The following is a 12,020-nucleotide window of genomic DNA, read 5'->3' as shown; positions in this document are numbered from 1 at the left end:
GCACGGCTGGTCATCTGACTGATAGAGAGGGGGCTTCGGCCCCCTCTTTCCATTTCGGAAGGAGAACTTGCCATGAAACACATTCCGCCCAAGGTGAAGACCCTGCGCAGCGTGGCCGTCTGCACCGTCACCGAATGGCTGGAGCACCGCGCCAGCAGCAAAGGCGCGGCGCTGGCCTTCTACACCATGTTTTCCATCGCGCCCATCCTGGTGCTGGTGATCGCCATCGCCGGCGCCTTTTACGGCCAGCAGGCGGCGCAGGGCGAATTGTTCGGCCAGCTGCGCGGCCTGGTCGGGCCGCAAGGCGCCGAAGCGCTGCAGGCGGTGCTGGCCGGCGCGCGCAACCCCGAGCAGGGCCGCTTCGCCACGCTGGCGGCCGGCGCCCTGCTGCTGTTCGGCGCCACCACCGTGTTCGCCGAATTGAAGGCCAGCCTGGACGAGATCTGGCAACTGCCGCCGCTCACGCAGGGCACGCTGTGGGACACCGTGCGCACCCGTTTGCTGTCCTTCGGCATGGTGCTGGTGCTGGGTTTCCTGCTGCTGGTGTCGCTGGTGGTGAGCGCGGCGCTGGCCGTGCTGGAGAAGTACTGGCAAGGACTGTGGAGCAAGGCCACGCTGGCGCTAAGCGTGCTCAACTGGGTGATCGGCTTCGCCGTCATCGCCGCCATGTTTGGCGTGATCTACAAGCTGCTGCCGCGCATCGCGCTGTCGTGGCGGGACGTGACCATAGGCGCGCTCGGCACGGCGGCGCTGTTCACGCTGGGCAAGTATGGCATCGGCGCGTATATCGGCAACAGCGGCGTGGCCAGCAGCTTTGGCGCGGCCGGCTCGCTGATCGCCCTGCTGCTGTGGGTCTACTACTCGGCGCAGATCTTCTTTCTCGGCGCCGAGTTCGCGCGCCAGTACGCGCTGCAGCTGGGCAGCCTGCGCCACCACCCGCGCGACGAACACGGCAATCTGCTGATTTAGTGCCGCTCGCCCGGCAGGCCGGCCGCCGCGTGCGTGATCTCCAGGCGTCCGCCGCCCAGGCAGCCGGCAATGGCGGCCGGTACGGCGCCGGGCCGGTTCACCGCATGCAAATGGAATAGCAGCTGCCCCGCCGCCAGTTCGCCCCAGCCGGCCATGGCCAGCTCTCCGGAGCGGTGCTGCACCAGCACGTGCACGCTGCAGACCAGGCCCGCCACCGGCTCGGCCAGCAGCATATGGTCGATGCGGTAGCTGTCGTCGCCGATGGCACGCGTGGCCACCGCGCCCAGCACGGTCTTCTGTTTCAGCAGATTGTCCGCGCGGTCCGGCGCCAGCGCCTGGCGCGCCATGCAGACCATGTACTCGGCACGGCCCAGGCGCAGGCAAAGGAATTGTTCGGGGTCGCATTCGAGTTGGGGTGCGGCTTGCTGCACGGCGGCCATGGCGGCGCGCGCAGCCTGGGGCGTGGGGCGCTGGACGGGAATGGCGTGTCCGCCGCAGTCCTCCAGCGCCAGCAAATCGTCGCTACAGGGAAAAGGCAGCTCCGTGCCTTGCTTGCCTTCAAAAAGAATAGCCATCTTCATTCTCCGGTCAGTGCCAACGCAGGGGTGGTGTTGATTTTATACGCCCCCTGCCGGAGAAATTCAAGCCCGGCCTGCCGCCTATTCTCCCAGCAGCTCGGCCACCACTTCCATGCCCTCGACCCGCTCGGCCACCACCTTGACAATGACGATCACCGGCACGCCCAGCAGCAGTCCCCACACGCCCCACAGCCAGCCCCAGAACAGCAGGCTGACGAAGACGGCGGCGGGATTCATGCGGGCGATGCGGCCCGTCATCCAGGTGGTGACGAAGGTGCCCACCAGCGTGGCGATGGCCAGCGAAGCGCCGGTCACCAGCAGCACCATTTGCAGCGATTCGAACTGCATGAAAGCCACCACGCCGGTGGCGCTGGTAATGAGCAAGGGGCCGAAATACGGCATCAGGTGCAGCAGCCCGGCCACGATGGCCCAGGCGCCCGCGTTCTCCAGGCCGATGGCGCGCAAGGCCATCCACATCAGCAGCGCCAGCAGCACATTGGTCACCAGCAGCATGAACATATAGCGCTGGATGCTGCTGTTGATGTCCTCCAGGATGTGCACGGTGACTTTCTTGCGGCTCAGCGAAGGCCCGGTCAGCTTGACCAGCTTGCGCTTGAAGGTATCGCCCGAGAGCAGCAGGAAGAACACCAGGAAGATCACCATGGTGGCCTGGCTGACAAAGCCGGCCACGCCCATGGAGCCGGCCCACACCCAGTCGATCACCTTGATGCCGCCCTGCTCCGCCGGCGCGGCCTTGCGCACGCTGCGCTTGGCGCTGCCGGACGCGGCCTGCTCGATTTCGGTGGCGACGGCCTGGATGCGTTCTATCGTGCTGGGGCCTTTGCCCAGCTTGTCGGACATCAGGCGCGCGAGTTTATGGGTAACGGTGGGAAGTTCGTCGACGATGTTTTCGAATTCGCCGTGCAGCTTGTCGGCAATGGCGGCCGAGCCGCACAGGATGGCGGCGGTGACCAGCGTGGCGCCCAGGGCGCGCGGCAAGCGCAGGCGCTCCAGCCAGCACACCAGCGGATTCAGGGTATAAGCGAGGAAAATGCCGAGCAGCAGGGGCACCAGGAAATTCTTGGCCCATTGCAGCGCGTAGAGGAAGGAAACGGTGGCAATAATGCCGAGCGCGATGCCTCGCGCGTGTACATGCAGGGGAAGGCGGGATGCGGCCTCGGTGTCGTCGGCGGGCGTCATGGGGATGTCGGCAGGCGGCGCCATCCCCGCAGGGACGGCGCCGCGCGCAGGCTTACTTCACGCGAATGTCGTTTTTGACCGACTTCACGCCGGCTACGCCGCGCGCAATTTCACCGGCCTTGGTGATGTCGCCGGGCTGGGCCACAAAGCCGCTCAGCTGCACGGTGCCCTTGAAGGTCTCGACATTGATCTCGGTCGATTTCAGGGTCGGCTCGTTGAAGATGCTGGCCTTCACTTTGGTGGTCAGCACGGTGTCGTCGACGTATTCGCCGGCGCCTTCCTTGGTCGGGCTCGAAGCGCAGCCAACAATGGTGAATACGGTAGCGGCGGTGAATACGGCGGTAGCGAATTTTTGAGCGATCTTCATGGTGTTCTCCTTGGTTTTGAAAAGGTGCTCAACTGAGCAGTCTGCAGTATTGCCCAGGCGCGGCGGGCCTTCTGTACGCTAGCGTACACACCGCGAAGTTTGTGCCCGTTTTGAAACAAGCCCTGCCGCAAAAGGCTGCGTGCGTCATCGCACAGACCCCGGAAGGCAAGCTGACTATGCTGTAAGCACACTTTCCAGGAGATCGATATGAAGACCACACCAACTCTTGCGGCATTGATGATCGCAGCTTCCGCCTTGATCACCGGCTGCTCCAGCACCCCGATGCAATCCACCAGCTACTCCACCGCAGGCAACGAATCGACCACCGGCGTAATTGACAACATCCAGATCGTGCGCCTCGATCCCGCCACCAGCGGCGTGGGCGCCGTCACCGGCGGCCTGGTGGGCGCGCTGGTCGGCAACCAGGTCGGCTCCGGCTCGGGCCGCGCAGCCGCCACTGCGGCCGGCGCCATCGGCGGCGCCGTGGTCGGCAACCAGGTGGAACGCAACCGCAACCAGCCTTACGACGCCTATCAGATCACCGTGCGGCTGGATAACGGCGAGTACCGCACCATCAACCAGGACAGCGTCTACGACCTGCGCGTGGGCAACCGCGTGCGCATGGTCGACGGCCGGGTTTATCGCTACTAATCGCTACTAATTACAACTCAAGGAGAACGCCATGGGAACCATCATTTTGATCGTACTAGTCCTGCTGCTGATCGGTGCGCTGCCGGCTTGGCCGCACAGCCGCAATTGGGGCTATGCGCCCAGCGGCGTCACGGGACTGATCGTACTGGTCCTGCTATTCATGCTGATAACAGGCCGGCTGTAAGCGGCCGCATGCAAAGGAGCCCATCATGAAAAGCACTCTCGTCTTAGGCCTGCTGGCCGCCTGCTGCGCGGCCCAGGCACAGGTCACGCCGCCGGAAGTGGAGAAGCACCAGCGCCAGGAACTCAGGCACGGCGATCCCGCCCGCTGGAGCAAGGCGGACCGCACCGAGGCGCAGCAGCTGGCCACGCTGCGCAAGGAAATCAACGCCGCGCTGGCCGAAGCGCGCGCCGGCTGCAAGCAGCTGGAACCGTCCGAACGCGCCGATTGCCTGAAGGAGGCGCAAGCCACCTACGCGGCGGATATGGGGAATATGCGGCAGCAGCTGGCCAATGCCAACAATCCGCGCCAGGCTGTGTACGACACCAGCGGCCAATAAGCCGCCGCCTCAAAAAAAAACGCCGCGATGATCGCGGCGTTTTGCTTTGGGTACAGTGCTTATGGCTTGCGCCGCGAGAGCCACAGACCGGCCGCCAGGGCGGCCACGCCGGCGACCAGCGCGGGCTTGACGAGGCGGCGGCGCGCCACGAAGGAGCCGACCCGGATCGCCATCGGCAGCGCCCGCGTCAGGCCCATGCCTTTGACCACGCCGATAATGCCGGCCAGGCTGGCCAGTCCGCCCAGTGCGGCCGTACCGCCCTCGCCCGGCGCGCCCTCACGGCCGCCATGGCCGCCGAACAAGCCGGCGAAGCGGTGCTGCACCGCGCCCAGCGCGTGCTCGATGGCGCTGTGCACCAATGCGTCCGGGCGCAGTGCGTTGCCCAGCTGGGCCTTGGCGTGCACCACGCTGACGCGGTAAAGCTGGCCTTCCAGCACCAGCTTCTCCTTGGCGGCGGCGTGCGCCGCGCGTTCTTCCTTGGTCATCGATAGTCCCTTGGCATGTTACAGCAGCATGTCGCGGTCGCCTTGCAGCTCCGCCATGGTCATGGGCAAGCCCAGCTTGTTCTGGCGCAGCAGGGCGCGCGCCATCATCACCAGCCATATGGTGATGATGACGAAGGCCACGGCCAGGATAAGCAGGATTTTCCAGCCTATCGCAGCCCATGCCAGATACACCACGGTGGCGGTGGTGAACGCCACCGCAAACCAGCCGGCCACCAGCGCCAGCGCGAACACCACCGACAACTGCACCAGGTGCTCGCGCACCTCGGACAGTTCCAGCGCGGCCAGCTCTATGCGCGACAAGATCAGCCGCGCCGTGTTGCGGCAAATGCCGGCCAGCGAGCCGATCAAGCCAGGGGCGTGCGATGCGGGTTGCTCCATTTCAGCTCCTGGCAAGCGCAATTACTTGCGGCCCAGGATCACGCCGACCAGCAGGCCGACGCCGGCTGCCAGGGCGATCGAACGCCATGGATTTTCTTTGACGTAGGCGTCGGTCGACTGCGCCATTTGCTTGCCGGCCGCAACCGCGCTTTGCTGCGCTTCGTGGGCCTTGGCCAGCGCCGTGTCCAGCGCGCGCATGCCGCGGCCACGCAGTTCCTCGGCCTTTTCACCGGTCAGCGCGGTGGCGGCGGTGAACAGGGCCTGGGCGTCTTTGACCAGGGTTTTCACGTCGTTGTTCACGGTACTGATGTTATTTTCAAGCATGATGGACTCCTGTTGTTATGGTGGGTTGAAACGGTACAGCAAAAAAATGAAGTGTTCTATTCCAGCAAGTCTCGCATATCGTCGGCGTGTTCTTCTTCCACCGCCATGATCTTGATCAATAGTTGCCGCGTCGTCGGGTCGGTATCGCCTATCGTCTCTATCATCTGGCGGTAGCTCTCGATGGCCACGCGCTCGGCGATCAGGTTGGCGCGCACCATCGATTGCACCTCCGCTGACTCATCATACTCGGCATGACTGCGGTCGAGCAATGTTGCCGGATTGAAATCAGGTTCGCCGTTCAGCTGAATGATACGCTCAGCCAGCCAGTCCGCGTGTTCCTGCTCCTGCATGGCGTGCTCCAGGAACTCGGCCTTGACGCCGGCGTTGTCGCGCCCGCTGACCGTGTAGTAGTGGCGCTTGTAGCGCAGAATGCAGACCAGTTCGGTGGCCAGGGCGCCGTTGAGCAGCTTGATCACCGCCTCGCGGTCGCCTTTGTAGCCGGCCGTCACCGGGCCGTCCGCCAGGTTCTGCGCGGCGGCGCGGATGGCGGCCGTATCGATGCCTGGCGGGACCGGCGCTGCCGCCGGTGCTTGGGATGCTGGGGTTACTGTCGATTCAGCCATGATGCGTCCTTTCAAAAGTTCATTGGCGCGAGGAGACCGGGCGGCCCGCTTCGGACAACACGATTTCCACGCGGCGGTTCAGCTGGCGGTTGCCCGCCGAGTCGTTGCCGGCCACCGGATAGGCTTCGCCGTAGCCGCGCGTGGCCACCCGCGTGCCTTCCACGCCCATGCCCATCAGCGCGCTACGCACCGCCTCGGCGCGCCGCTGCGACAGCTCCAGGTTGTGCGAGGAAGTACCGGTGCTGTCGGTAAAGCCTTCCACCATCACGCTGCGGTCCGGGTTCTGCTGCAGCACGTCGGCCAGCTTGCGGATGGTGCGCTGGCCGCCTTCGGTCAGCACGGCCTGGTCGGTGTTGAACAGCACGTCGCCGAAGGTGATGACGATGCCGCGTTCAGTCTGCTTGGCCTGCAGTTCGGCCAGCTGCGCCGCCAGCGCATCGGCCTTGGCCTGCGCGTCGCGCGTGGCGCCGGCCTGCTGCTCCGTGGCCAGGCGCGCCGCATCGGCCTGCGCCTTGGCGGCCTCGGCCTCTGCCTGGGCCTGCTCGGCGCCGCGCTTGGCGCGCTCAGCCTCGACGGTGCGGGCCTCCAGGCGGATCTGGTCGCGCTGGCGCGCCGAATCGGCCACCGACGCTTCCGCACCCTTCTGCTTGGCCACTTCCTGCGCCACGCCTATGCGCTGCTTGGCAAGATAAGCCAGCTTGTCGACCTCGGCCGCATTCTCCTTGCGCGCGGCCGCTTCATTGGCGCGGTCCAGCGCCGCCGTGGCCTGGCGCCATTCGCTCTGGGCATACTGCGCCACCGCCGGGTTGTTCTGCGCAGCCATGTAATCGCCGCGGGTCTGGTCCAGCAGGCTGGTGGTGGTGGGTGCCGAGCTGCAGGCGGACAACGCGGCGGCCAGCGCCAGTACCAGCGCGGCGGGTTGGAAGTTGGATTTGTTCATGGTGGTCTCCTGCTTACTTGACAGTGGTGGTGTTGGCGCGGTCCAGCTCTTCGCGCAGCACGCGGATGTTTTCCTGCAGCGCGTCGGCGGCGGCGGTGGCTTTGGCCGAATTGGCCTTGCTTTGCGCCAGGCGGGCGTCGGCCTGGGCCTGGGTGGCCAGGTCGCGCGCGGCCTGGTAGTCCTTGGCGGCCAGCGCCTGGTTGGCGCGCAGCATTTTTTCACGGGCCGATGCAATCTCGGCCGGAGCCAGTTCGGCCGCACCGGCCGAGGTGGCGCTGTCGACTGCGGCGCGCGACACGGCGACGTCGGCGGTGGCCGGCGTCTTCTGGCTGGCGCAGCCGGTAATCACGAGCAGCGCCAGGGCGCACAGGGCGGCGGCGGATTGCCTGCGCAGCGGTGTATTCATTGTTCCTGCATTCATTGTTATTCTCCTTGATGGTTGCGATGTGTAAACGTTATAAGCGTTCTGAGGAAACCATTCAGTACGGTGCCGCACATTGCCGCTGCAGCGCGTGGTGTAGGCTGCGCGTATAGACCCGGAACACAAAGAAAGGCCGCATCATGCCCATGCCACGCAAGACAAAAATCGCCCTCGCCATCGGCGCCACCGTGCTGGCCGTGCCGGCCGTGGCGCTGGTGGTGCTGCTCAACTACGACTGGAACCGCGCGCGGCCCTGGCTCAGCGAGAAAACCAGCGAGGCCATAGGCCGTCCCTTCGCCATCAAGGGCAACCTGGCGCTGACGTGGGAAAAGCAGATCGTGCCGGAGCGCGAGCGCAGCTGGCGCGACCACCTGCCCTGGCCGCACCTGGTGGCGCGCGACGTCCACCTCGGCAATCCGGCAGGCATGGAGCCGGCCGAGATGGCCAGCGTGGGCGAATTCTCCTTCTCGCTGAATCCCTTCGCGCTGCTGGGCAAGGAGATTTCCATTCCGGTGCTGCGCTTTGAAACCCCGGCCGTGCTGCTGCAGCGCGGCGAGGACGGCCGCAACAACTGGACCTTCGACAAAAAGGACAAACCCTCGCCCTGGCGCCTGGACCTGCAGCGCGTGGTGTTCACCAAGGGCACCGTGCACTACCAGGACGCGCTGGCCAAGGCCGACGCCACCGCCGAGATCGACACCATCAACGCCGACCCGCTGTACGGCGTGTCCTGGAAACTCAAGGGCCAGTGGCGCGGCGCGCCCGTCAGCGGCGGCGGCAAGGCCGGCGCGGTGCTGTCGCTGCAGCAGCAGACCGCGCCCTATCCGATCGCGGCCGACGTCAACCTGGGCGGCACCCGCATCGCCGTGGAAGGCACGCTGACCAAGCCCGCCGCGCTGGCCGCGCTCGACATGAAGCTGACCCTGTCGGCGCCCAGCATGGCGCGCCTGTACGCGCTGACTGGCATCGTGCTGCCGGAAACGCCGCCCTTCACCACATCGGGCCGCCTGAGCGCCACCCTGGGCAAGGACAGCGGCCACTACACCTACGACAAGTTCACCGGCAAGGTCGGCTCCAGCGACATCAGCGGCCATATGGAGTATCAGCAGAAGCAGCCGCGCGGCTACCTGAGCGGCAACGTCCACTCGCGCCTGCTGCAGTTCGCCGACCTCGGCCCGCTGGTGGGCGCCGACTCCAACGCCAGCAAGGAAGCGCGCGGCCTGCCCGCCGTGCAGCCCAGCGGCAAAGTGCTGCCGGTGGAAAAATTCCGCACCGAGCGCTGGACCAGCATCGACGCCGACGTGAAATTCAAGGCCGACCGCATCGTGCGCGAGCACCAGCTGCCGATCGCCAACCTGGTGACCGACATCCACCTGAAGGACGGCGTGCTGGCGCTCACGCCGCTCAATTTCGACTGGGCCGGCGGCACGCTGGCCTCGAACGTCAAGCTCGACGGCAGCGGCCGCACCGACAAGAACGCCATCCGCGCCGAACTGAAAGCCACCGCGCGCCACCTCAAGCTGAAAGAACTGTTCCCCACCCTGGACGGCCTGAAGGCCAGCGTGGGCGAGATCAACGGCGACGCCTCGCTGAGCGCCACCGGCGACTCGGTGGCCACCCTGCTGGCCGGCTCCAACGGCGAAGTGAAGGCGCTGATCAACCAGGGCAGCATCAGCAAGCTGCTGCTGGAGCAGATGGGCCTGAACCTGGGCAACGTGGTGCTGACCAAGCTGTCCGGCGACAAGCAGGTCAAGCTCAATTGCATGGCGGCCGATTTCGCCGTCACCAAAGGCCTGGCGCAGACGCGCGAGTTCATCGTCGACACCGACGACGCCATCATCAACGTGAACGGCAGCGTGAACCTGGCCAGCGAGCAGCTCAACCTCACGCTCAAGCCCGACAGCAAAGGCCTGCGCGTCATCACGCTGCGCTCGCCGCTGTACGTGACGGGCACCTTCAAACAGCCTGACGTGAGCGTGGATAAAGGCGTGCTGGCCCTGAAGGCCGGCGGCGCGCTGGCGCTGGCCGTGGTGGCGGCCCCGGCGGCGGCACTGCTGCCGCTGATCAACACCGGCCCCGGCAAGGACAGCGAATGCGGCAAGCTGCTGGCGCAGGCGCGCGTCAAGCCGGTGGCGCCGCCGCCGGGCAAGACGCTGGAAAGCAGGCCCGCGCAGAAACAATAGGGCAGCTTTGCTCCTGCGTGTGGTGGCGTACAGAACAATCAGCCCGGACCGGCTACGCTGTTCCTGTAGCAAGCGCCGCTCCAGGCGCCACACCACAAGGAGCCAACAATGAAACCTCTGCAATCCCTCCCTGCCCTGCTTGGCGCGCTGATGCTGGCCGCCACGATGGGCTGCGCATCGACGAGCACCTCGGAAAGCACCGGCGAGTATCTCGACGATACGGTGCTGACCGCCAACGTCAAAGCCGCCATGGTGAACCAGCCGGACCTGAAAGCCTCCGAAATCAATGTGGAGACCTACAAGGGCGCCGTGCAGCTGAGCGGCTTCGTGTCCTCGCAAGAGGAAATCGACAAGGCAGTGGCGGCCGCGCGCAGCATCAACGGCGTGAAAAGCGTAACCAACGACATGCGTCTCAAGTAATCCCCCCAACCATCAAGGAGAACCACCATGAACACCATCAAACACCTCGCGGCAATTGCCGCCATCCTGTCCCTGAGTGCTTGCGCTGGCATGTCCCAGCAAGATAAGAACACGGCGGTCGGCGCGGCCGTCGGCGGCGTGGCCGGTTCCGTATTGACCGGCGGCAGCGCGGTTGGCGCCGTGGGCGGCGCGGCAGTGGGCGGCGTGATCGGCAACCAGGTCAGCAAGCCGCCGCGTTAATTCGTAGTAGCTGTCACAGAAACACGTTAGCCATACCGATACTCCCCGTGTCCTTGACCATTTCGTAGCAACGGCAGGACACGGCTTCCAAACCGGCCGAATCCAGTATCTCGATATTGCCCCGACTGTAGGTAATCAGCTTCTGGTTCTGCAATGCGCTGGCCGCCTTGGTCACGCCGACGCGCCGCACGCCCAGCGCGTGCGCCAGGAATTCATGCGTCAAATGGAATTTCTCCGATTGCAGCCGGTCCCGCGTAATGAGCAGCGAACGCGCCAGGCGCGCCTCCAGCACATGGAAGCGGCTGCACACGGCGATCTGGATCGCCTGCGCCAGCAAGGTGTCGGTGTAGCGGTACAACAGGCGCTGCAGCGACTCCATGCGGCCGAACTCGGCGCAGAAATCGGCCGCGCGGATGCGGCTGGCGTGCCCGGCGCGCTGCACCACGGCCCGCACCTGCGCCAGTTGATGGCCCAGCGCCACCGACGCGCCTATCATGCCTTCCCGCCCCACCGAGCCCACTTCCAGCGTCATGCGCCCTTCCGCCACGGCCAGCAGCGAAATCAGGCTGTCGCTGGGGAAGTAGATGTACTGGATGGCCTGGCCCGGCTCGTACAGCACGTCCCCGACGTCCACATGCACCTGCTCGCAAAGCGAATCGAGGTGCAGCAAATCGTCTTCGGGCAGGCTGGCCAGCAGCCGGTTGCCGAAATCCGGCGGCGGCATGCTGCTATGGGCGGTGGCGAAGGTCAAGTCCATGGGATGGGAATAATTATCGTTTCTTTATCGTGAAAGTCAGCTTAGCGGCTGTGAATAGCGCTGTATGTACGCTGACGCACTGAACCAGCCGGGCAGCGGGGAGAAAATCCACGCATCAGACTGTCAAGGAAAACAAAATGAACACCACCTCCCTGCGTAGCAACCATCCTCTGCTGCTGGCTGCGGCTGTCGCCGTCATCCTGTTCTGCAGCGTGGGCGTCGCCGCCCTGATGGGCTGGCTGCCCAATTCCAACAGCACGCCCTCGCCCCGCGCGGACATGCCGATCCAGGCGGCCGCCGCGCCGCTGCCCGAGCCCCAGGGCCAGGCGTCCTATCCCGGCTACCATCCCGGCCCCGGTCCCGGCTCCAGCCTGACGCCGGTGCCGCCGCCGGCGAACCGCGCCGACAGCGGCGGCGGCTACGCTCCCGCCGCCGAACCGCAGCGCGTGGCGCAGGCCGAACCCGCGGCGCCGGCAGTGTGCAAGAGCTGCGGCGTGGTGGAATCGGTGCATGAAGTGAATACGCGCGCCCAGGGCAGCGGCCTGGGCGCCGGCGCGGGCGCCGTGGTCGGCGGCCTGCTGGGCCACCAGATCGGCGGCGGCACCGGCCGCCAGCTGGCCACCGTGGCCGGCGCAGTGGGCGGCGCAGTGGTCGGCAACCAGGTTGAGGGCAATATGCGCGCCACGCGCAGCTACACCATCAAGGTTCGCATGGACGACGGCAGCTACCGCACCTTCCACCGCAGCGCGCCGAACTGGCAGCAGGGCGAACGCGTGCGCGTGGTGAAAGGCGAACTGCGGCACGGCTAGGAAATTTTCCTGTATGTACGGCACCGTACAGATAAGCAGTCCAGCAAGGCCGATACTGAAGCTTCCAACATCAACATTCACACAAGAGGACTAC

The 12,020-nt window shown here is 65.8% G+C and carries 18 protein-coding genes; 8 read left to right on the top strand and 10 right to left on the bottom strand.

From position 1 onward, the window contains the following. Window positions 1-72: 72 nt before the first annotated feature. Window positions 73-969, top strand: a complete 897-nt coding sequence (locus AC07S4_RS15305; protein WP_494987462.1) for a YihY/virulence factor BrkB family protein — start codon at window positions 73-75, stop codon at window positions 967-969. On the opposite strand, the gene AC07S4_RS15300 is transcribed toward AC07S4_RS15305, so the two are convergent. The 3 genes from AC07S4_RS15300 to AC07S4_RS15290 all read right to left on the bottom strand — a co-directional run bounded on the left by AC07S4_RS15300 (window position 966) and on the right by AC07S4_RS15290 (window position 3,114). Beyond that, entirely contained in the window at window positions 966-1,544 is a 579-nt protein-coding gene (locus AC07S4_RS15300; RefSeq protein ID WP_494987461.1) for a hypothetical protein, read from the bottom strand. The two genes, AC07S4_RS15305 and AC07S4_RS15300, sit on opposite strands and share 4 nt — an antisense overlap. An 84-nt stretch (window positions 1,545-1,628) precedes the next feature. Then, the gene (locus AC07S4_RS15295; protein WP_494987460.1) at window positions 1,629-2,747 is read right to left on the bottom strand and encodes an AI-2E family transporter; all 1,119 of its coding nucleotides are present in this window, start codon (window positions 2,745-2,747) and stop codon (window positions 1,629-1,631) included. 52 nt (window positions 2,748-2,799) lie between these two features. Beyond that, window positions 2,800-3,114, bottom strand: coding sequence for a BON domain-containing protein (locus tag AC07S4_RS15290; protein WP_494987459.1), 315 nt, complete (start codon window positions 3,112-3,114; stop codon window positions 2,800-2,802). Window positions 3,115-3,321: 207 nt separating this feature from the next. On the opposite strand from AC07S4_RS15290, the gene AC07S4_RS15285 reads away from it, so the two are divergent. The 3 genes from AC07S4_RS15285 to AC07S4_RS15275 are packed head-to-tail and all read left to right on the top strand — an operon-like array spanning window position 3,322 to window position 4,325. After that, window positions 3,322-3,765: an outer membrane lipoprotein gene (locus tag AC07S4_RS15285; protein WP_494987458.1), complete on the top strand. Its 444-nt coding sequence runs from the start codon at window positions 3,322-3,324 to the stop codon at window positions 3,763-3,765. Between the two features lie 31 nt (window positions 3,766-3,796). Further along, the gene (locus tag AC07S4_RS15280; RefSeq protein ID WP_161075382.1) at window positions 3,797-3,949 is read left to right on the top strand and encodes a DUF3309 domain-containing protein; all 153 of its coding nucleotides are present in this window, start codon (window positions 3,797-3,799) and stop codon (window positions 3,947-3,949) included. 25 nt (window positions 3,950-3,974) lie between these two features. After that, window positions 3,975-4,325, top strand: a complete 351-nt coding sequence (locus tag AC07S4_RS15275; protein ID WP_494987457.1) for a hypothetical protein — start codon at window positions 3,975-3,977, stop codon at window positions 4,323-4,325. 59 nt (window positions 4,326-4,384) lie between these two features. On the opposite strand, the gene AC07S4_RS15270 is transcribed toward AC07S4_RS15275, so the two are convergent. From AC07S4_RS15270 to AC07S4_RS15245, 6 genes are read right to left on the bottom strand one after another with little or no spacing between them, the layout of a single operon-like run. After that, window positions 4,385-4,810 carry a hypothetical protein gene (locus tag AC07S4_RS15270; RefSeq protein ID WP_494987456.1) on the bottom strand — a complete coding sequence of 142 codons (426 nt, stop codon included), beginning with the start codon at window positions 4,808-4,810 and terminating at the stop codon, window positions 4,385-4,387. Window positions 4,811-4,828: 18 nt separating this feature from the next. Then, window positions 4,829-5,209, bottom strand: a complete 381-nt coding sequence (locus tag AC07S4_RS15265; protein ID WP_494987455.1) for a phage holin family protein — start codon at window positions 5,207-5,209, stop codon at window positions 4,829-4,831. A 21-nt stretch (window positions 5,210-5,230) separates the two neighbouring features. Continuing rightward, window positions 5,231-5,533: an ElaB/YgaM/YqjD family protein gene (locus AC07S4_RS15260; RefSeq protein ID WP_057155779.1), complete on the bottom strand. Its 303-nt coding sequence runs from the start codon at window positions 5,531-5,533 to the stop codon at window positions 5,231-5,233. 56 nt (window positions 5,534-5,589) lie between these two features. Next, the gene (locus tag AC07S4_RS15255) at window positions 5,590-6,156 is read right to left on the bottom strand and encodes a ferritin-like domain-containing protein (protein ID WP_494987454.1); all 567 of its coding nucleotides are present in this window, start codon (window positions 6,154-6,156) and stop codon (window positions 5,590-5,592) included. 19 nt (window positions 6,157-6,175) lie between these two features. Beyond that, window positions 6,176-7,096 carry an OmpA family protein gene (locus AC07S4_RS15250; RefSeq protein WP_494987453.1) on the bottom strand — a complete coding sequence of 307 codons (921 nt, stop codon included), beginning with the start codon at window positions 7,094-7,096 and terminating at the stop codon, window positions 6,176-6,178. 13 nt (window positions 7,097-7,109) lie between these two features. Continuing rightward, window positions 7,110-7,502, bottom strand: coding sequence for a DUF4398 domain-containing protein (locus tag AC07S4_RS15245; RefSeq protein WP_494987452.1), 393 nt, complete (start codon window positions 7,500-7,502; stop codon window positions 7,110-7,112). Window positions 7,503-7,657: 155 nt separating this feature from the next. Here AC07S4_RS15245 and AC07S4_RS15240 point away from each other — a divergent pair, with 155 nt between their 5' ends. The 3 genes from AC07S4_RS15240 to AC07S4_RS15230 all read left to right on the top strand — a co-directional run bounded on the left by AC07S4_RS15240 (window position 7,658) and on the right by AC07S4_RS15230 (window position 10,360). Next, window positions 7,658-9,700 carry an AsmA family protein gene (locus AC07S4_RS15240; protein ID WP_494987451.1) on the top strand — a complete coding sequence of 681 codons (2,043 nt, stop codon included), beginning with the start codon at window positions 7,658-7,660 and terminating at the stop codon, window positions 9,698-9,700. A 108-nt stretch (window positions 9,701-9,808) separates the two neighbouring features. Beyond that, window positions 9,809-10,120, top strand: coding sequence for a BON domain-containing protein (locus AC07S4_RS15235; protein WP_494987450.1), 312 nt, complete (start codon window positions 9,809-9,811; stop codon window positions 10,118-10,120). Between the two features lie 27 nt (window positions 10,121-10,147). Continuing rightward, window positions 10,148-10,360 carry a YMGG-like glycine zipper-containing protein gene (locus tag AC07S4_RS15230; protein ID WP_494987449.1) on the top strand — a complete coding sequence of 71 codons (213 nt, stop codon included), beginning with the start codon at window positions 10,148-10,150 and terminating at the stop codon, window positions 10,358-10,360. 13 nt (window positions 10,361-10,373) lie between these two features. On the opposite strand, the gene AC07S4_RS15225 is transcribed toward AC07S4_RS15230, so the two are convergent. Then, window positions 10,374-11,117 carry a Crp/Fnr family transcriptional regulator gene (locus AC07S4_RS15225; protein WP_494987448.1) on the bottom strand — a complete coding sequence of 248 codons (744 nt, stop codon included), beginning with the start codon at window positions 11,115-11,117 and terminating at the stop codon, window positions 10,374-10,376. A gap of 137 nt (window positions 11,118-11,254) precedes the next feature. Here AC07S4_RS15225 and AC07S4_RS15220 point away from each other — a divergent pair, with 137 nt between their 5' ends. After that, window positions 11,255-11,926 carry a glycine zipper 2TM domain-containing protein gene (locus tag AC07S4_RS15220; protein ID WP_494987447.1) on the top strand — a complete coding sequence of 224 codons (672 nt, stop codon included), beginning with the start codon at window positions 11,255-11,257 and terminating at the stop codon, window positions 11,924-11,926. Window positions 11,927-12,020 lie beyond the last annotated feature (94 nt).

This window comes from Pseudoduganella sp. GW821-FHT05F09 (assembly GCF_059419605.1).
The sequence above is the reverse complement of the archived record's forward strand: the minus strand, read 5'-3'. Positions and strand labels throughout refer to the sequence as shown.